The 17,416-nt window shown below is 72.5% G+C and carries 17 protein-coding genes; 5 read left to right on the forward strand and 12 right to left on the reverse strand.

The window, feature by feature from the left end:
- Positions 1 to 26: 26 nt before the first annotated feature.
- From AB0I15_RS58245 to AB0I15_RS58260, 4 genes are all read right to left on the reverse strand, one after another.
- The gene (locus AB0I15_RS58245; RefSeq protein ID WP_358117444.1) at positions 27 to 404 is read right to left on the reverse strand and encodes a hypothetical protein; all 378 of its coding nucleotides are present in this window, start codon (positions 402 to 404) and stop codon (positions 27 to 29) included.
- Positions 401 to 643, reverse strand: a complete 243-nt coding sequence (locus AB0I15_RS58250; RefSeq protein WP_358117447.1) for a hypothetical protein — start codon at positions 641 to 643, stop codon at positions 401 to 403. Before AB0I15_RS58250 ends, AB0I15_RS58245 begins: the two co-directional genes overlap by 4 nt.
- Positions 644 to 760: 117 nt before the next feature.
- Positions 761 to 1,945, reverse strand: a complete 1,185-nt coding sequence (gene ligD / locus AB0I15_RS58255; protein WP_358117450.1) for a non-homologous end-joining DNA ligase — start codon at positions 1,943 to 1,945, stop codon at positions 761 to 763.
- A gap of 51 nt (positions 1,946 to 1,996) precedes the next feature.
- Complete coding sequence (locus AB0I15_RS58260) at positions 1,997 to 2,746, reverse strand: crotonase/enoyl-CoA hydratase family protein (protein WP_358117453.1); 750 nt, start codon at positions 2,744 to 2,746, stop codon at positions 1,997 to 1,999.
- 266 nt (positions 2,747 to 3,012) lie between these two features.
- Between AB0I15_RS58260 and AB0I15_RS58265 the strand changes: the two genes are divergently transcribed.
- Positions 3,013 to 3,186 carry a hypothetical protein gene (locus AB0I15_RS58265; protein WP_358117455.1) on the forward strand — a complete coding sequence of 58 codons (174 nt, stop codon included), beginning with the start codon at positions 3,013 to 3,015 and terminating at the stop codon, positions 3,184 to 3,186.
- Here the strand turns inward: AB0I15_RS58265 and AB0I15_RS58270 are convergent.
- Entirely contained in the window at positions 3,164 to 4,849 is a 1,686-nt protein-coding gene (locus tag AB0I15_RS58270; RefSeq protein WP_358117458.1) for an acyl-CoA dehydrogenase family protein, read from the reverse strand. The genes AB0I15_RS58265 and AB0I15_RS58270 overlap by 23 nt on opposite strands.
- Positions 4,850 to 4,880: 31 nt before the next feature.
- On the opposite strand from AB0I15_RS58270, the gene AB0I15_RS58275 reads away from it, so the two are divergent.
- Positions 4,881 to 5,609, forward strand: coding sequence for a PaaX family transcriptional regulator C-terminal domain-containing protein (locus AB0I15_RS58275; protein WP_358117461.1), 729 nt, complete (start codon positions 4,881 to 4,883; stop codon positions 5,607 to 5,609).
- Here the strand turns inward: AB0I15_RS58275 and AB0I15_RS58280 are convergent.
- The 3 genes from AB0I15_RS58280 to AB0I15_RS58290 form a co-directional block, all read right to left on the reverse strand.
- Positions 5,599 to 6,612, reverse strand: coding sequence for a hypothetical protein (locus AB0I15_RS58280; protein ID WP_358117463.1), 1,014 nt, complete (start codon positions 6,610 to 6,612; stop codon positions 5,599 to 5,601). The genes AB0I15_RS58275 and AB0I15_RS58280 overlap by 11 nt on opposite strands.
- Before the next feature lie 79 nt (positions 6,613 to 6,691).
- Positions 6,692 to 8,101: a glutamate--cysteine ligase gene (locus tag AB0I15_RS58285; protein WP_358117466.1), complete on the reverse strand. Its 1,410-nt coding sequence runs from the start codon at positions 8,099 to 8,101 to the stop codon at positions 6,692 to 6,694.
- A gap of 35 nt (positions 8,102 to 8,136) precedes the next feature.
- Complete coding sequence (locus tag AB0I15_RS58290; protein WP_358117468.1) at positions 8,137 to 8,847, reverse strand: SDR family oxidoreductase; 711 nt, start codon at positions 8,845 to 8,847, stop codon at positions 8,137 to 8,139.
- A gap of 102 nt (positions 8,848 to 8,949) precedes the next feature.
- Between AB0I15_RS58290 and AB0I15_RS58295 the strand changes: the two genes are divergently transcribed.
- On the forward strand, positions 8,950 to 9,780 hold the full coding sequence (locus AB0I15_RS58295; protein ID WP_358117470.1) for a helix-turn-helix transcriptional regulator: 831 nt from the start codon (positions 8,950 to 8,952) through the stop codon (positions 9,778 to 9,780).
- 1 nt (position 9,781) lies between these two features.
- Complete coding sequence (locus tag AB0I15_RS58300) at positions 9,782 to 10,819, forward strand: zinc-dependent alcohol dehydrogenase family protein (RefSeq protein ID WP_358117472.1); 1,038 nt, start codon at positions 9,782 to 9,784, stop codon at positions 10,817 to 10,819.
- On the opposite strand, the gene AB0I15_RS58305 is transcribed toward AB0I15_RS58300, so the two are convergent.
- Positions 10,797 to 11,285 (reverse strand): carboxymuconolactone decarboxylase family protein, encoded by a 489-nt coding sequence (locus tag AB0I15_RS58305; protein ID WP_358117474.1) that lies wholly within the window; start codon positions 11,283 to 11,285, stop codon positions 10,797 to 10,799. The genes AB0I15_RS58300 and AB0I15_RS58305 overlap by 23 nt on opposite strands.
- A gap of 162 nt (positions 11,286 to 11,447) precedes the next feature.
- On the opposite strand from AB0I15_RS58305, the gene AB0I15_RS58310 reads away from it, so the two are divergent.
- Positions 11,448 to 12,053, forward strand: a complete 606-nt coding sequence (locus tag AB0I15_RS58310; RefSeq protein WP_358117529.1) for a response regulator transcription factor — start codon at positions 11,448 to 11,450, stop codon at positions 12,051 to 12,053.
- On the opposite strand, the gene AB0I15_RS58315 is transcribed toward AB0I15_RS58310, so the two are convergent.
- The 3 genes from AB0I15_RS58315 to AB0I15_RS58325 are packed head-to-tail and all read right to left on the reverse strand — an operon-like array spanning position 12,039 to position 17,352.
- Positions 12,039 to 14,027, reverse strand: coding sequence for a prolyl oligopeptidase family serine peptidase (locus tag AB0I15_RS58315; RefSeq protein WP_358117475.1), 1,989 nt, complete (start codon positions 14,025 to 14,027; stop codon positions 12,039 to 12,041). The two genes, AB0I15_RS58310 and AB0I15_RS58315, sit on opposite strands and share 15 nt — an antisense overlap.
- Positions 14,024 to 15,706 carry an ABC transporter ATP-binding protein gene (locus AB0I15_RS58320; RefSeq protein WP_358117478.1) on the reverse strand — a complete coding sequence of 561 codons (1,683 nt, stop codon included), beginning with the start codon at positions 15,704 to 15,706 and terminating at the stop codon, positions 14,024 to 14,026. The genes AB0I15_RS58315 and AB0I15_RS58320 overlap by 4 nt, the downstream gene beginning before the upstream one ends.
- Positions 15,703 to 17,352 (reverse strand): ABC transporter ATP-binding protein, encoded by a 1,650-nt coding sequence (locus tag AB0I15_RS58325; protein ID WP_358117481.1) that lies wholly within the window; start codon positions 17,350 to 17,352, stop codon positions 15,703 to 15,705. The genes AB0I15_RS58320 and AB0I15_RS58325 overlap by 4 nt, the downstream gene beginning before the upstream one ends.
- Between the last annotated feature and the right edge of the window lie 64 nt (positions 17,353 to 17,416).

The following is a 17,416-nucleotide window of genomic DNA, read 5'->3' on the forward strand; positions in this document are numbered from 1 at the left end:
CACCCGGGCGGGAGCCTGCCGAGCGGTCAAGCGCTGACCTTCAACTGGTGGACGCGCTGCTTGGACAGGCCCATGACACGTGCCGTGTCCGGCTCCGACCAGTGACTCGTGAGCACCTTCGCAGCCTTGACGGCCAACTCCGCGGCGCGCCTGCCGTGAGCCTCGGCCAGCTCTTTCTCGCGGCGGTATTCGGTCACCACCTCGGCCACGTCTTCGGGCAGGTCGAAGACGAACTCCACATCGGGGGTGTGCTCCGGCCAGGCCCAGGTGTGGATCTCCGCCAGGTCACGCTCCAACTGTGACAAGGATCCGGCCACACCGACACCCTCGACCTCACCGGTGGGGCAACGCGACACCCACCGTCCGTTCTCGTAGGTGACGACATAGGCGATCGCCATGCTCATCGGCCCAACCTTTCTGTGACGACCTTCAGGCTCTTGAGGGCTTCACGAAAGAGCTCCGGATCCCGATCCGGGTCCGCAGGGATCATGACAGGAACCGACATGATGCCATCCTTGATCACGCGCAGCGCGCACATGTCGCTCTTGAGGTGATAAAGCCAGTCAGCCGTGGCACCTGCGGCGGCCACTATCGCCGCGACCTCGGTGAGCTGACGCATGTGTGGAGGAAGGCCCTCGGTCATGCGAAGAGAATACTCCGCTAGGAGCCACCCTCCTAGCGGAGTAGACGACAGTCGTGACGTGTCGCCGACGCCGGCCGGTGAAACCGTGTCGAGCCGAGGAGGGGGCCGCCACGGCGGTCAGTGGGACCAGGGGTCGTAGTCGGCCTCGAGTGGTTCCTGGGCGGGCCGCTCCGCCTCGGGGACGTGTTGCAGGTTGACCCGGATTCGGTACCACACGCTGCTGCGCCCCCGCATGCCATCCACCAGCACGTCGGCGGGCTCCAGCAGGGCGGCGGCCTCGGGGTGGCGGGCCTTCCAGCGGTCGAGGGCCGCCATCGCCTCGTCCTTGTGCTCCGCCCGGGCGATCTCGATCACCGGCATCGTCTGCTGCCGCCGCCCGCTCCCCTTGGGCGGCTTGGGCGCGGGGCCGAGCTCCTCGGCCAGCTCCAGCAGCCCGTCGAGCGAGCCCGCCTGCAGGTCCATGTCCTCCCACGGGTCGCCGGTCTCGGCCAGGCGCTTCGGCACGGTGTCGATCGTGAACGTCTCCGGCCGGCAGCCGGGCACCTCGTCCCAGGTCAGCGGGGTGGAGACGCGGGCGTCGGGCACCGCGCGCACCGAGTAGGCGGAGGCCACCGTGCGGTCGTAGGCGTTCTGGTTGAAGTCGACGAACACGCCGTGCCGCTCCTCCTTCCACCACCGGCTGGTGGCCAGGTCGGGGGCTCGCCGTTCGACCTCGCGCGCCACCGTCTCGGCCGCCTTGCGCACCTTCGCGAACGGCCAGCGCCGCTCGATGCGGGCGTAGACGTGGAAACCGCGCGACCCGGACGTCTTGGGCCAGGCGACCAGCCCGTGGTCGGCCAGCACCTCCCGCGCCACCTGAGCCGTGCGGAGCACGTCGGACCAGTCGACGCCGGGCACCGGGTCGAGGTCGATGCGCAGCTCGTCGGGCCTGGACAGGTCGTCGGCGCGCACCGGGTGGGGGTTGAGGTCGACGCAGCCGAGGTTGACCACCCACAGGAGCTGCGCCAGGTCGGTGCACACGACCTCTTCCGCGCTGAGCCCCGAACGGTATTTGAGCTCGGCCACCTCGATCCAGTCGGGGCGCTTGGCCGGGGCGCGCTTCTGGAAGAACGCCTCCTTCTCGATGCCGTGCACGAACCGCTTGAGCACCATCGGCCGCCCGTGGACGCCGCGCAGCGCCGCCTCGCCCGTCGCCTGGTAGAAGCGGATCAGGTCGAGCTTGGTGTGCCCGGACTGCGGGAAGACCACCTTGTCGGGACTGGTGACGCGTACTTCGCGCCCGGCGACCTCGATGTCAGGCATAAGGTCACGATACGCGGGCCCACCGACAACCCCCGGGAGGCCGGCGCGGGGTCAGGAGTCGCCGAACGCGCCGTGGCGGCCCGCGCCGTCCGCGAACCTGGCCGCGCCGTCCGACGCGTCGGGCAGCGACACCAGCCCGTGCCGCAGCTCGTTCCGCATCGCCTCCCCCTCCGGCAGCCCGTCCTGCTCCAGTGCCGACAGCCGGTCGCCGCGCAGGCACGCCTGCGGGAAGCGGGCGATCTCCCGCGCCAGCGACTCGGCGTGCTGCCGGCAGGTGCCGTCGGGGACGAGCCTGTTGGCCAGCCCCCACGCGTACGCCTCCGGCCCCTCGACCGGCCGGCCGGTGAGGATCATGTCCATCGCCCGGGACGAGCCGATGAGCCGGGGCAGCCGTACGGTGCCGCCGTCGATGAGCGGTACGCCCCACCGCCGGCAGAACACCCCGAACACCGCCCCCTCCTCGGCCACCCGCAGGTCGCACCAGAGCGCGAGCTCCAGCCCGCCCGCGACGGCGTGCCCGGAGACGGCGGCGATGACCGGCTTGCTCAGGCGCATCCTGGTCGGGCCCATCGGCCCGTCGCCCTCCTCGCCGACGTGGTTGTCGAGCGACTTGAGGTCGGCGCCCGCGCAGAACGTGCCGCCCTCGCCCCACAGCACCGCCACGGCGGCGTCGGAGCCCTCGAACTCACGGAACGCGTCCGTGAGCGCGTCGGCCGTCTTGCGGTCGACCGCGTTGCGCGCCTCCGCCCTGCTGAGCACCACGGTGGTGACGGGCCCCTGGCGCTCCACGCGTACGGTCATGCGACCCTCCTCGGGGGAACATGCGGATTCTCCTCGGGGAACCTGCCGAGCGTACGTCCAGGCGGGGATTCGGGCCAGCGACCTCCCGGAGTGATCGCAGGAGGGCGCCCACCCGGCTGATCGGCCGCCTGCGGTCGTGTTCCGGCGCGACGCGCTGACCCGCCTGCTGCCCCGGCTGAGGATCGCCGGCCGGGCGGAGCCGAGCGACCGGTTCCTGCGCGTACGCGGCGACCTGCGCACGTACAAGATCCACCTGGGTTCGGCCAATGGAGCCCGGCGACGTCCACCTGCTCATCGTCTCCAAGGCGGCCGGCGACCAGGTCTTCCTGCCCTTCGAGGAGGACGGCTGCCTGCTGTCGCTCATCCTGTCGAAGGCGTTCCTGCCGGCCGCCGACACGGCGATCACCGACCCGTCCGTCACCCGCCGGATCGGAGGGTGACCGCTCCCTCCAGCAACTCCTCGAACGGGACCTCGGTCGTACGGTCGATGCCGCGCAGCGGGCCGTGGTCCACGAGGTGCGTCTCGGCGTACAGGCGGGCCACGAGGGCCTTGCGGCCGTGGTCGAGGCCCCAGGACGCCTGGTCCTCCAGGAGGGCGGCGGCGTACACGTCGGCCATGAACTGGGCCAGCGGGTAGAGTCGTTCCTCGGCCACGGCGTGCTCCAGCCCGGACCACGCCGTGATCGCCTTGGCCAGGTCGTCGACGCGGCCGAGCACCAGGTCGGAGGTGGCCAGCGCGCGCAGGTGGTCGAGGAAGGGCAGGTGGGCCTGCTCCTTGAGCATGGCCCGCCGCACGTCCAGGCAGAGGATGTTGTCGCCGCCCTCCCAGATCGGGTTGACCTGGGCGTCGCGCAGCAGCCTGGCCACCGGCCACTGCTCGATGTAGCCGTTGCCGCCGTGCACCTCGATCGCGTCGCTGGCCGCCGTCACGCCGAGCCGGGAGGCGCGCAGCTTGATGAGCGCGGGCGCGAGGCGCAGGCGCGGCCCGATGTGGCCGTCGAACACCATCGCCTGCACGGCCTCGACCTCGACGATCAGCTCGGCGAGCTTGCGGCGCATGAGGGGCTGGTCGATGAGCCGGCGCCCGAACGCCTCGCGCGCCCCGGCGTAGCAGATCGACTCCACCAGCGCGCGCCTGGCCACGCCGAGGCCCATCATGGCCACGCCGAGCCGGGAGGCGTTGGTGAGCTTCATCATCGTCCCGAGCCCGGAGCCCGAGCCCTGCCCGGCCAGCAGGAACGCCTCCGCCTCGGCGAACTCGACCTCGGCGGACGCGACGGACCTGGTGCCGAGCTTGTCCTTGAGCCGCCGGATGCGCACCCCGTTGCGTCCGCCGTCGCGCCGCTCCCACAGCACCAGGAACGGCGCCACGGCCCCTTCCGGCAGCCTGGCCAGCACGACGAACGCCGAGCCGTTGGCGTTGGAGGCGAACCACTTGAACCCGGACAGCAGCCACGCGTCACCGGCGGGCACGGCCGTGGTCTCGAGGGCGGCCAGGTCGGAGCCGCCGGTCCGCTCGGTGAACATCTGAGCGGCCTCGCCGGAGTAGAACCCGTCGGCGAAGATCTCCCGGACTCGTTCGCGTACGTCCTCGGGCGCGTGCTTCTCGGCGAGGGAGACCACCATGTCCCCGCCCGTGCCGAGCGCGCAGCCCATCCCGATGTCGGCCTGATCGAGCAGGTACGTCCACGCGGCGGCCAGCGCGGCCGGGTTCGCGCCGTGCGCGCGGGCCTCCGCCGCGAACGACGGGGAGGTGAAGTTGTCCTCCATGAGCGCCTGCCGCGCGGCCTGGAACGACGGCGGCATGACGACCTGGCTGACGTCCCGGCCCCACTTGTCGTACTTCTCCAGCCGCGGCGGGTTGCGGTCGGTCTCCTCGGCGCACTCGGCGACGAGGCCGCCCATCAGCGCGCCCAGCCGCTCGAGGTGCGGCTCCGCCCAGGCGAAGCCCCCGCCGCCGTCGCCCAGGTGCCGCCACATGAGCAGGCGCAGTGTGGGGTCGCAGCTCCACCAGTTGCGCCCGGCGGCGCCCTGGTAGCGCTCGGTGGCGTACCGGTCGCTGCGGTCGCCGTGGTCGAAAGGTTCGATGAGATACCGGCCCATACTCGCGAGTGTTACATATAATCAACACGCGATGGAAGAGCGTAATAACTCTGGTGGCTCCCTGAGCGCGCGGTCGGCGGTGCTGAGCGCGCTGCTCGGCAGCCACCCGCCGCGCCTGCCGGCCCGTCACCTCGTCCGCATCGGCGCGCTGTTCGGCATCGCCGAGGGCACGGTCAGGGTGGCGCTGTCGCGGATGGTCGCGGCCGGCGACCTGGTCCAGGAGGACGGCCGGTACACGCTGTCACGGCGGCTCGTCGAGCGGCAGGCCAGGCAGGACGAGAGCCGCGACCCGCACACCAGGCCCTGGGACGGCACGTGGGAGGTGGCCGTGGTCACCGCGGAGCGGCGCGCCCCCGCCGACCGGGCCGCGTTCAGGCACACCATGGTCGCGCTGCGCCTGGCCGAGCTGCGCGAGGGCACCTGGCTGCGCCCGGCGAACCTGGTGCGGGAGTGGCCGGAGATCGTCACCGCGCAGTGCACGCTGATCGACGGCCGCCCGCACGCCGACCCCACTCCCCTGCTGTGGGACCTGGACGGCTGGGCGGACGAGGCGCGCGGGCTGGAGCGCGCCCTCGACCGGGCCGACGGGCTCGCCGAGGGCTTCCTCGTCTCGGCCGCGGTGCTGCGGCACCTGCTGGCCGACCCGCTGCTGCCCGAGGAGCTGCTACCCGGTGACTGGCCGGGCGCGGAGCTGCGGGCGCGCTACGACGCCTTCGACCGCCGCTACCGCGAGGTCCTCCAGGAGCACCTCAGAGGCTGACGCCGAAGATCGTCCGCCTGTTCCTGAACTCGGTGACGCTCCACAGCTTGCCGTCCTGCACGGCCAGGTCCTCGGGCCCGATCGGGAACGGCCGGGTCTGTACGCTCTCCCCCTCGTGGACCAGCAGCCTGCCGTTCGCGGAGGCGCCGGCCGCCTGGCTCATGTACCACTTGCCCCGGTACGACATCGCCCCCTGGATCTTGGGGTGCCCCATGACGAAGGCGTCGTTGGGCTCGCCGCCGGCCATGCCCAAATCCCAGCGCCCCACCCACCCTCCGGGGTCGCTCTCCCGGTATTCGCCCGTGACGAGCTGCGGCGTGCTCGCGCTGCGGTCGATCGAGACGAACGAGAAGTTGGGGCCGTCCTTGGCGAGCTGCCAGGCGTCGGTCTGGGGGATCAGGTAGCGGTAGCCGAACGCGTGGAGCCTGCCGCCGTGCCGCCCGACGCGGTCGGCGTCGCCCAGGTCGTTCTGGACGGTGCGCAGGTCGAGCACGTTGTTCAGGTCGAAGACGCGCAGCCCCCGCTCGGTGTCGGCGACGTAGAGCAGGTCGCCGTGACAGGCGATGCCGCCGGCGTGGATGTTGATCGGCCCGTACGAGCCGTCCGGCTTGGCCAGCACCAGCAGCGCGTGCCGGTATTTCAGCGTCTTGGGGTTGACGAAGGAGACCCTGATGCCGCGCTCACCGGCCTTCGGCTTGAAGTACCAGCTCACCAGGAACGCCGGCACGCCGAAGGAGTCGGAGTCCGCGCTGCCGGTCAGCCCCTGCGGGTACCAGTCCAGGGTGTCCTGGTCCTTGTCGTCGAAGGCGTACCAGTCGGTGGGCCTGGGTTGCATCGAGCCCATCGCCGCGGCCGCACCCTTGTTCTTCATGTTGCGGTTGGCCTGCGCCAGCACCGCCTCGACGGCGGTGCTGCCGACCTCTTCCGCGAGTTTGGCCGCGCCGTCCGCCAGATCGCCGGTCGCTCGATTCAGGATGTAAGGGGCCTTTTCGGTGGGAACCATCCCCGATGCCGCCATATCTTCCTCACCTTTTCCGTCTCTTGACCATTTTGACGGAACGGTGGCGGTCAAAGTTGGCGAATCATTCCCACAAATGCACCGGCAATCCTGACAGAGCCAGCTCACGGTAACGCCGGACGAGCCGCCCCCGGTCGCCGCCGAAGCGGGCCAGCGCCTCCCGCTGCCACACCGAGCCGGTGCGCCGCAGCCGGGTCCGCTGCTCGATGACGCCCAGCGCCCGGTCCGCGTCGTGCGGCACCACCCCGGCCTCGAGCAGCCCCTCACGCGCCTCGGGCAGCAGGGACAGCACCAGGTCCGCGGCCTCGAACTCGCCGTCCCGGCCGGGCCAGGAGAGCTTGGCGTCCAGCCCGTGCATGGCCGCGCGGTAGAAGTTCTGGTACGCCTCCGCGAACCGGTACCCGGTCAGGTCCCGCTCGGCCTGCGACAACGTGAGCCCGAGCAGGAAGGCCGTGTTGGCCGCCATGTCCGCGCACGAGGGGCCGGCGGGCAGCGCGCGCATCTCGATCCGCAGGTGGCCGCTGTCGGCGGGGTCGTAGACGGGACGGTTCCACTGCCAGATCGTGCCCTGGTGCAGCCGCAGCTCGGGCACCTCGTGCGGCAGCGCCCCCTCGGTGAGGTCGGGCAGGATCGGGTCGTAGTCCTGGACATAGCGCTCGAACAGCTCGTGGGCGCCCTCGTACACCCAGTCGGAGCCGAACGTCACGCGCCCGTCCCGCCGCTCGCGCCGCTGCACGTCGCGGTCGTCGGCGGCCTCCTCCATCAGCGCGATCCTGGTCTCCTCCCACAGCTCGCGGCCGAGGAAGAACGGCGAGTTGCCGCACGCGGCCAGCACCGGGCCGGTGGCGAGCTGGGCGGCGTTGAACAGCCGGGCGAACCGCTCCGGCGGCGTGCGCACGTGGACCTGCCAGGAGGTGTTGGCGCTCTCCAGGATCACGTCCTCGACGGACAGCTCCAGGTCGTCGATCTTGACCAGGAACGGCTCCAGCCGCAGCCGCCTGATGCCCCTGCTCATGGCCCGGTAACGGTTCTGGTCGCTGATGGCGCCCACCGTGAAGTCCTCGGTGTCGAGGGTGGGCAGGATGCCGATCGGCACCGCGCCGCCGCCCTCCACCGCCGCGTGGACCGCCGCGTCGACCTTGGAGAGCGTCTCCTGGACCTCTCCGCTCAGCACCTCGAAGGGCGTGCCCGCCAGGGGCGTCGGCGTCAGGTTGACCTCGATGTTGAAGCGCCCCAGCTCCAGCACCACCCGGGGGTCGCCGAGGGCCTCCTGCACCTCGCTGTTGCGCGGCAGCGGCCGGCCCTCCTCGTCGATCAGGAACAGCTCCAGCTCGGCCCCGATCGTGATCGGGCCCTGACCGAAGCCAGGGGTATCGAGCAGCTCGCGCAGCGTGCCGACCTGCTCCTTGACGCGCTCACCGAAGCGGGCGTACTCCGCCTCGGTGAATCGCTCTTTATCCAAGTCCCTACCCATCACCCCCTTCTGTCCGTTTGGCCAGAGTCCACACCTCACCAGCGCACGACGCCGGAATCATCCAGGTAGGCCCCGGTCGGACCGTCGGCGTCGAGCGTCGCCAGCCGTACGGCGATGGCCGCCCCCTGCTCGGCGGTCCTGGGCCCCGAATGCGCGTTGAGGTCGGTGGCGCAGTAGCCGGGGCAGGCGGCGTTCACCTTGATCGGGGTGTCCGCCAGCTCCTTGGCGTAGGCCACGGTGACCATGTTGAGGGCGGCCTTGGAGGAGTTGTATGGCAGCAGGTTCGCCGACCAGAACGGGCTCTCCGGGTCCAGCGCCATGGACAGTGAGCCGAGCTCGCTCGACATGTTCACGATCCGGCCGGACTCCGAGCGGCGCAGCAGCGGCAGCATGGCGTTGGTCACGGTGACGACGCCGAACACGTTCGTCTCGTAGACCTCCCTGACCAGGGCGGTCGTGGTGGCGCTGGGGGTGACGGCGGTGTGGCCGCCGCTGATGCCGGCGTTGTTGACCAGGATGTCGAGCCGCCCGTACGCGTCGTCGACCCACTTCGCGGCGGCGGCGACGCTCTCCTCGTCGGTCACGTCGAGCCGCACGTACGGCTGCCCGAGCCGCTCGGCGGCGGCCCGTCCGCGCTCCTCGTCGCGCGCCCCCACGATCGCCGTCACGCCCTGCCCGGCCAGCAGCCGCGCGATCTCGTGGCCGATTCCCTTGTTGGCACCCGTGATGAGTGCGATCTTCGTCATGCCTCCACGTTCGCCCAGGCCGGAGGGTGTGCGGGAGAGACCCGTCGAGGCTGGGATCAGCGGTACCACCCACGGCCGGCGTCCTGGCGTCAGGATGGAGCCATGAACCGCGACGAACTGGCTGAATTCCTCCGGGTCAGGCGCGCCCGGGTCACCCCGGTCGAGGTCGGCCTGCCGGGCGGCGGCCCGCGCCGCACCCCCGGCCTGCGCCGCCAGGAGGTCGCGCAGCTCGCGGGCATGTCGATCGACTACTACATCCGGCTGGAGCAGGGCCGGGGCCCGCACCCCTCGAAGCAGGTGCTGAACGCCCTGGCCAGGGCCCTCATGCTGACCCAGGACGAGCGCGCCCACCTGCACCACCTGGCGGGGCAGCCCTCCGACACGCCGCGCATCAGGGAGGACGTGCCGGGCAGCCTGCTGCACCTCATCACGTTCCTGGAGGAGGTCCCGGCGTACGTGCTGGACGCCCGCTACGACATCCGCGCCTGGAACCCCATGGCGAGCGCGCTGATGGGAAGCCTGGAGGACCAGCCGCCGGAGCGGCGCAACGTCATCCGCTGGGTCTTCATGTCGCCCGACATCGCCGAGCACCTCAGCGACGAGGAGAAGGGCCGCTTCGCCCGGTCCTCGGTCGCCGACCTGCGGGCCGCCGTCGGGCAATATCCGGACGACCGGCCGCTGCAGGCGCTGGTGACCGAGATGCTCGGGCTCAGCCCGGAGTTCGCCGCGCTGTGGGCCAGGCACGAGGTCGAGATACGCAGGGAGCAGCGCAAGCGGGTCCATCACCCCCTGGTCGGCGTGATCGACACGATCTGCCAGGTCATGCCGGTGCCCGACCGGGACGACCTGCGACTGGTGCTCTACACCACCGAACCTGGGTCGCCCTCGCACCAGGCCTTGCGCGAGCTGCGGCAATTGACTCTAAGCTCATGAGATGCGAGCGGTTGCCTTTGACATCTTCGGTGGAGAGCTCGACGTGCGCGAGCTGCCCGACCCCTCCCCCGCCCCGCACGGAGCGGTGATCAGCGTCGAGGCGACGGGTCTCTGTCGTTCTGACTGGCACGGCTGGCAAGGCCACGATCCCGACATCACGGCGCTGCCCCACGTGCCCGGCCACGAACTGGCGGGCGTCGTCGAGGCGGTCGGCGCCGACGTGCGGGGCTGGCTGCCGGGCGCGCGCGTGACCGTCCCCTTCATCTGCGCCTGCGGATCCTGCCCGTCCTGCGCCACCGGCGAGCAGCAGGTGTGCGAGCGGCAGACGCAGCCGGGCTTCACCCACTGGGGCTCGTTCGCCGAATACGTCGCCGTCGACCACGCCGAGGTCAACCTCATTCCGGTCCCCGAGGACATGGCCTACGTCACCGCGGCCGGGCTCGGCTGCCGCTTCGCCACCGCGTTCCGCGCCGTGGCGCAGGTGGGCGAGGTGCGTCCCGGTGAGTGGGTGGCCGTGCACGGCTGCGGCGGCGTGGGGCTGTCGGCCGTGATGATCGCGACGGCGGCGGGCGCGCGGGTGGTGGCCGTGGACATCAGCTCCGACGCCCTGCACCTGGCCGAGCTGGCGGGGGCCACGCACTTCGTCAACGGCTCAGCCGGTGACGCGGCGGCCCAGGTCAGAGAGCTGACCAGGGGCGGCGCACACGTGTCCATCGACGCGCTGGGCAGCCCGCAGACGTGCGCCGCCTCCATCGAGAGCCTGCGCCGCCGGGGCCGCCACGTCCAGGTGGGGCTGCTGCCGGGCGGCCCGACGCCGGTGCCGATGGACCGGGTGATCGGCTACGAGCTGCGGTTGCTGGGCAGCCACGGCATGGCCGCGCACGCCTACCCGCCGATGCTGGAGATGATCAGGGCCGGGATCCTGCACCCCGACCAGCTCATCACCCGCACGATCGGGCTCGCCGACGCGGGCAAGGCGCTGGCCTCGATCGGCTCGGTGCCGGGCGTCACGATGATCACCCCTCGATCTCCACTCTGAGCGTCCTGAGCACCAGCGCCAGCATGCCGTAGTGGGCCACGAGCATGACCAGCTCGATCCGGCCCACCTCGTCGTAGCGGTCGCACAGCGCCGCCCAGGTCGCGTCCGTCAGGTCGCCGGCGTAGTGCAGGTCGTCGGCCACCTGGAGGACGAGCTGGTCCTCGACCGACCAGAGGGCGTCGGGCTGGCGTACCGACTCGATCTCCTGGGCGGTGAGGCCGGCGTCGAGGGCCAGGCGCACGTGCTGGACCCACTCGTAGGCGCTGTCGCTGTGGTGGGCGGTGCGCAGGATGGCCAGCTCGCGGTCGCGGGCGGGCAGCGTCCCGTCGAGCAGCGCGCCGCCGAAGCGCAGCCATGCCCGGTACAGCCGGGGATGGCGGGCCAGGGTGGCGAACACGTTGTACGGATTGGCCTTCGTGAAGTCGTCCCATTGTTCGGGTGGAAGGGGCGGCACGCGGGGATTCATGAACGTCAGCATCTCCCACCGAACGGCCGCTTGGTAGAAAAATCTGGCCGCACTCGAGAGCCCTTTTACGCCTAAAGACAAGGACTTTTCTCAATCGAGTCAATACGGCAGGATTGAGGGGCCCGCAGACGTTGCCAGCATGGTCGACCGCAAGGACGCATGGTGATTCGAACGTTGCTCGCTGAGGACATGCATCTGGTACGTGGGGCTCTCGTGGCGCTGCTTGCCTACGAGGACGACATCGAGGTGGTGGCCGAGGTCGAGAGAGGCGACCGCATCCTGTCCGCCGCCAGTGCCTGCCGCCCCGACGTCGCGGTGATCGACATCGCGCTGCCCGGAAAAGACGGGCTCACCGCCGCGGGAGAGCTGCACGACGAACTGCCCGAGTGCGGGGTGCTCATCCTGACCGGCGTCGGCACGCCGGGGCTGCTCAAACGGGCGCTCGACGCGCACGTGAAGGGCTTCATGGCCAAGGACTCGCCGCCCGGGCGGCTGGCGGACGCGATCCGCCGGGTGTCGGAGGGCGAGCGGGTCATCGACTCGGAGCTGGCCATCGCCGCCATGCGACCGGCGGAGGCGCCGCTGACGCCGCGCGAACTCGACGTCATCGGGGCCGCCGCGGACGGGGCGTCGATCGGGGAGATCGCCGCGTCGCTGTACCTGGCCGAGGGGACCGTACGCAACTACCTGGCCAAGACCACGGCCAAGCTGGGGGCGCGCAGCAGGATCGACGCCATCCGCATCGCAAGGGAGTCAGGCTGGATCTGAGCCCGTGTGGGCGGCGAGGAAGGCCAGGACGTCGGCCGCCAGGCCGACGGACCGGCTGACCGCCCGCGCGCCGTGACCCACGTCCGGCTCGTGCCGCAGCAGGATCGGCCGGTCGCCGCCCGTCGCCCACTGCAGCGCGGCGCACATCTTGCGCGCGTGCATGGGGTCCACCCGGGTGTCCGCGGCCGCGACCGTGAACAGCGTGGCCGGGTAGTCCGTGCCCTTGCCGACGTGGTGGTAGGGCGAGTAGCCGTACAGCCAGCCGAGCTGCTCGGGGTCGTCGGGGTCGCCGTACTCGCCGGTCCAGGCGGGGCCGAGGCCGCTGAGGTGGTAGCGGGTCATGTCGAGCAGACCGGCCGAGCACACGACGGCGGCGAACAGGTCGGGGCGCTGGGTGAGCACGGCCCCGACGAGCAGGCCGCCGTTCGACTCGCCCCAGATGCCGAGCCGCCCCGGCGCCGTCCAGCCGTCGGCGATCAGCTTCTCGGCGGCGGCCACGAAGTCGTCGAACACGTTCTGCTTGCGCTCCAGCATGCCGTCCCGGTGCCAGGCCTCGCCCTCCTCGCCGCCGCCCCGCAGGTTGGCGATGGCCAGCACGCCGCCCGCCTCCACCCAGGCCAGGGAGTCGGCGGCGTAGCCGGGCATGAGGGGGATGCCGAAGCCGCCGTAGCCGCTGAGGATGGTCGGGCGCGGGCCGTCATGACCGGGCTGTGCGACGACGACCATGCGGATGGGAGTGCCGTCGGCGGAGGCGTACTCGATGTGGTGGCTCTCCACGGCGGGCAGTGAGACGCGGCCCGGCGCGGACGACCAGCGCATGGTGGCGTCGGTGCGGGCGTCGTAACGCCAGATCTCGGCGGGGGTGACGGCGTCGGTGTAGGCGAACCACGCCTCGGGGCCGCCTTCGGGGCGGGAGCTGAGCGAGGCGATCGAGCCGCTGCCCGGCAGCGGGACCGTGCCCAGGTGCTCGCCGGTGCGGGCGTGGTGCACGGCGATCTCGCCGACCGCGTGCCGCGTCCTGGAGACGAGCAGCCGGTCCCCCTCGAGCAGGGTGAACGCCCCCAGGACCGCCTCCCGGTCCTCCGGGATCAGCTCGCGCCAGGCGGTGGGGGCCTCGGGGTGGGCGACGCAGAGCCTGCGCCTGGGGGCGTCCCGGTCGGTGAGCAGGTACAGGCGGCCGTCGCAGGCCACCGCCCCCACCGTGTGGGCGTGCGCGCCCTCCTGCACCGGTACGGGCCGCGGGTCGGCCGGGTCGCCGTGCGAGAGGTCGGCCAGCCAGAGCGAGTTGCCCGACGGGGTGCCCGCGGAGATCGTCAGCCAGCGGCCGTCCGGGTCGATCTGCACGCCGTACGAGATCCGGCCCCGGGTGAAGATGGGGACGTCGTCGGGCACGCCGATCCGGTGCAGGTGCACGCCCTGCTGGAAGCGCACGTAGTAGAACGCCTCGCCGCCGGGCAGCCAGGCGACCGCGGAGTAGCGGCAGCCGCCGATGGGCCCGTCGATGACGGTCCCGGTGGCGAGCTCCCTGACGTACAGGTCCGCCTTCTCGTCGCCGCTGCGCGAGATCTGGTACGCCAGCCGCCGCCCCTCCAGGTCGGGCTGCCAGTCGTCGAGCGTCGTGAGCCCGGTCGGGTCCAGCTCCATGGGGTCGAGGACGACGCGGTCGTCGCAGTAGAGCACCGGGTGCTCCTGGGAGGTGGACTGGCGCAGGTGGAAGCGCCGCTCGCCGCGCCACACCGGGGCGGTGACCAGCCCGGTGTCCTTGAGCTCGGTGAGGCGGGCCAGGAAGCGCTCGCGCCAGGTCAGCCGGGCGGCGCTGTCCTGCCACAGCCTGTCCTGCGTCTTCAGCCAGGATTCCGTACGCGGGTCGGTGGGGTCCTCCAGCCAGCGGTAGGGGTCCTCGATCTCCAGGCCGTGGCGGCGGTCGATGAGGGGCAGGCGTTCGGCGGGTGGATATTCGTCTGGAAATTTCATGACACGGGCTCCGGGTGCCAGTGGCCGGCCAGGTCGGCGTACAACGGAGCGCCCCTGACCAGCTCGTCGTGAGTGCCGATCGTGAGCTGGGCGCCGTCCATGAGGAGGATGCGACGGGCGCGCAGAGCGGAGGTGAGGCGGTGGGCGACCACGATGAGCGTGCCGCCGCGGCGGGCGAAGGCGTCCTCCGCGCGGGCCTCGGCGGCGGGGTCGAGGTGGCAGGTGGCCTCGTCCAGGATGATCAGAGGGGCGGAGGTCAGGTAGGCGCGGACGAGGGCGATGAGCTGGCGCTGCCCGGCCGAGAGCGCGGCCGGGTCGAGCCGCGCGTCATATCCCCCCAGCTCGGCCACCAGCGCGGCGCAGCCGACCGCTTCGACGGCCGCGTCCAGGTCGGCGCGGGGGGCGTCCCTGAGGTAGGCGAGGTTCTCCAGCAGGGTGCCGCGGAAGACGTACGCCTCCTGGGGGATCAGCACACGGGCGGCGGGATCGACCTGCTCGGCGGGGACTCCTCCGACGAGCACCTCGCCCTCGCCCGGCCGCAGCATGCCGCTGACCAGGGCCGCGAGCGTGGACTTGCCGGCGCCGCTGGGTCCCACGACCGCCAGGTGGTCGCCCTCCGGGATGAGGAGGTCGAGCCGGTCGAGCACGGGCGCGGAGCGGGGGCCGTAGGCGAAGGTGACGGCGTCGAGGCGTACCTCGGAGGTGGGCGGGCGGATCCTGGGCCGGTCCGGCCGGTCGGGCGGCGCTGAGGAGAGGATGCGGCCGAGCGAGGCGGCGAGCCTGACGCCGCTGACGCCGAGCCCCTGCACCAGGCCGCCGAGCGCGGGGGCGAGGGACTGGGTGACGTACGCGAGCGTGCCCACGATCACGCCGGCGCCCACGCCGCCGTTCAGCAGCCAGGGCGTCCCGGCCAGCACGAGGATGACGGGCAGCCAGCCGCCGACGGCGAGCGCGGCGGTGCGGGCGGCGGTCACCCGGGCCAGCGCGCGGGCGGCGCCCGCCTGCTCTCGGACCTGCCCCTCCAGCCGCCCGGCCACCCGCTCGTGCAGGCCGCACGCCTCGATGTCGCGCAGCCCGCCGGCCACGTCGGTCATGGCCTCGGCCAGGCGCTCGTCGGCGACGAGGAACGCCCGCTGGCGGCGGGCCAGCGCGGGCAGCGACGTCAGGAACAGCGCCAGCCCCGCCACGAACGGCGGCAGCACCAGCACCAGCGTCTGCGGGGCCAGCGTCAGCAGCCCCAGCACCACGCTGACCACGGTGAACACGAACCCTCTGACGGTGGTGACCACGGCGGCGAAGGCGTCCCTGGCCAGCTCGACCTGCAGCCCCGCCCTCGCGATGGCGGCGCTGTCGCGCCTGACGGCCGGGCCGTCCCGCACCGCCCCCTCGACGACGTGCCCGAGCAGGTCGTCCCTGAACGGCTCCGCGATCGCCGCCACGGCCAGCACGACCTGCCGCGCGGCCACGGCACCCAACAGCCAGGTGACGCCCAGCGCGGCCAGCCAGCCCAGCCCGATCGCGGGCTCGGCCACGGCGAACCCGTCCTCGATGGCCCTGGCTACGGCGTGCCCGATGAGGAACGCGGGCCCGGCCTCCAGCACCGACCAGAGGCCGAGCCGGACGAGCCGGCGCGGCTCGCGCCGCAGGGCCAGCGTGACGGCGGCCCGTGATCGGTTCATGGTGTGTCCCCCTGGAAGACCGCCCGGTAGGCCGGGTCCCGCCAGAGCTCGTGGTGCGGGCCGCGGCCGCGTACCCTGCCGTCCTCGAGCCACACGACCTGGTCGGCGTGGGCGGCCGTGGTGAGCCGGTGGGCGGCGATCAGGCGGGTGCGGCCCCGGTGGTCGGTGGTGAGGGCGCGGCTGACCTGGCGCTCCGTCACGGTGTCGAGGCTCGAGGTGGCGTCGTCGAGCACCAGCAGCCGCTCGCCCTGCGCGAAGGCCCTGGCCAGGCCGATCCGCTGGCGTTCGCCGCCGGACATGGGGGCCTCGTCCAGCGGCGTGCCGTAGCCGAGCGGGAGCCGCCGGATGAACGTGTCCGCGCACGCGGCCTCGGCGGCGGCCTCGGGGTCGTCGCCGACGGCTTCGCCGATGGTGGCGCCGACCAGGACCGGGCGCTCGAAGGCGTACCCGATGGCGCGTCTCAGCTCCGCCCGCGACAGCTCGGCCAGCGGGACGCCGTCGAGCAGGACGGTGCCGCGCTCGGGGTCGGCCAGACGCCCCGTCAGGGCGGCCAGCAGGGACTTGCCCGCGCCCGAGCGTCCCACGACGGCGGTCACCGAGCCGCCGGGAAGGGTGAGGTCGCCGACGGTCAGGCCGTTCGCGGTGACGTCGCGGAACTCGACCGTGCCGGGTCCGGCGGGCAGGGCTCGTGTGCCGTGCGGGACGGGGGTGAGGTCGAGGACCTCCGCCACGCGCGCCGCGGCGGCCCGCGCCCTGGCCAGGCCGCCGAGGTGACCGAGCGCCGTGCTGAGCGAGGCGCCCAGCACGGCGTAGCGGGCGGCGGCGTACAGCTCGCCGATCGTGAGGTCGCCCGCGGCCAGCATGAACCCGCCGACGATCAGCACGGCGACCTCCAGCAGCGGCACGACCAGCCCCGACTGCACCGCGGCCGAGGCGTTGGCCCGCCACAGGTTCATCCCGTGCGCGCGCAGCCGGGGCAGCGGCGCGAGCACGCGCCGCGCCTCCTGGCCGGCGGTGCCGGCGGCGGCGATCGTACGGGCCCCGTCCATGGCGTCCACCAGCCGGGCCGCGATCTCGCCCTGCACCTCCTGGTAGCCGCCGGCGATGACGGTCGTCGCACGGAGGAAGGCGCGCAGGACGAGGAGGATCAGGACGATGCCCGCCCCGAGCGTCAGCGTCAGGACTGGGGCGATGAGCGTGAGCGCGACCAGCGCGCCCGCCGTCGGGACTAGAAGGGCGAGCGCGCTGGTCACCGTGTCCGGTGCCCTGCCGACCTCCTCGGCGTTCAGGCCGGCTCGGGTGACGAGCTCGCCTTCGGGGAAACGGCGGGTGGCCGTGTGGCCGGTGCCGAGGAGGTGCCGCAGGAGGCCGGAGCGCAGGGAGGCGGCGGCGTGCGCGCCGCTCGCGCCGCGGGCCCAGACGCCGAGGCTCTCGCAGAGCATGACGGCGGCTACGGCGCAGGCGCTGAGCGCCAGCCAGGGGGTGCCGCCCGGCTGGCGCGAGACGAAGGCGTCCACGGTGCGGCCGACCAGGTACGGGACGGCCAGCTCGGCGACCGATCCCACGACCGCCGTGACCGCCAGTACGGCCGGCCAGGGGCCGTTACGCCGTACCGCGCCCATCACGAGCCGGTCTCCTGCCCGCACCGGGCCTCCTTGAAGTTTTGGAGTTATAGTGAGGCGTGAGCGTGTAGTCCCCGCGCCGTTGGCG

Origin of the sequence: Nonomuraea sp. NPDC050643, from assembly GCF_040654715.1 — a bacterium.
In the GTDB taxonomy this organism is placed as follows: domain Bacteria; phylum Actinomycetota; class Actinomycetes; order Streptosporangiales; family Streptosporangiaceae; genus Nonomuraea.

Bases quoted from the DNA above. Each gene is read 5' to 3' on its own strand.
- AB0I15_RS58245 (WP_358117444.1), bottom strand. From the start codon at position 404: ATGAGCATGGCGATCGCCTATGTCGTCACCTACGAGAACGGACGGTGG.
- AB0I15_RS58260 (WP_358117453.1), bottom strand. From the start codon at position 2,746: ATGACCGTACGCGTGGAGCGCCAGGGGCCCGTCACCACCGTGGTGCTC.
- AB0I15_RS58265 (WP_358117455.1), top strand. From the start codon at position 3,013: ATGGAGCCCGGCGACGTCCACCTGCTCATCGTCTCCAAGGCGGCCGGC.
- AB0I15_RS58285 (WP_358117466.1), bottom strand. From the start codon at position 8,101: ATGGGTAGGGACTTGGATAAAGAGCGATTCACCGAGGCGGAGTACGCC.
- AB0I15_RS58315 (WP_358117475.1), bottom strand. From the start codon at position 14,027: ATGAAATTTCCAGACGAATATCCACCCGCCGAACGCCTGCCCCTCATC.
- AB0I15_RS58290 (WP_358117468.1), bottom strand. From the start codon at position 8,847: ATGACGAAGATCGCACTCATCACGGGTGCCAACAAGGGAATCGGCCAC.
- AB0I15_RS58275 (WP_358117461.1), top strand. From the start codon at position 4,881: ATGGAAGAGCGTAATAACTCTGGTGGCTCCCTGAGCGCGCGGTCGGCG.
- AB0I15_RS58305 (WP_358117474.1), bottom strand. From the start codon at position 11,285: ATGAATCCCCGCGTGCCGCCCCTTCCACCCGAACAATGGGACGACTTC.
- AB0I15_RS58270 (WP_358117458.1), bottom strand. From the start codon at position 4,849: ATGGGCCGGTATCTCATCGAACCTTTCGACCACGGCGACCGCAGCGAC.
- AB0I15_RS58250 (WP_358117447.1), bottom strand. From the start codon at position 643: ATGACCGAGGGCCTTCCTCCACACATGCGTCAGCTCACCGAGGTCGCG.
- AB0I15_RS58300 (WP_358117472.1), top strand. From the start codon at position 9,782: ATGCGAGCGGTTGCCTTTGACATCTTCGGTGGAGAGCTCGACGTGCGC.
- AB0I15_RS58280 (WP_358117463.1), bottom strand. From the start codon at position 6,612: ATGGTTCCCACCGAAAAGGCCCCTTACATCCTGAATCGAGCGACCGGC.
- AB0I15_RS58320 (WP_358117478.1), bottom strand. From the start codon at position 15,706: ATGAACCGATCACGGGCCGCCGTCACGCTGGCCCTGCGGCGCGAGCCG.
- AB0I15_RS58295 (WP_358117470.1), top strand. From the start codon at position 8,950: ATGAACCGCGACGAACTGGCTGAATTCCTCCGGGTCAGGCGCGCCCGG.
- ligD (WP_358117450.1), bottom strand. From the start codon at position 1,945: ATGCCTGACATCGAGGTCGCCGGGCGCGAAGTACGCGTCACCAGTCCC.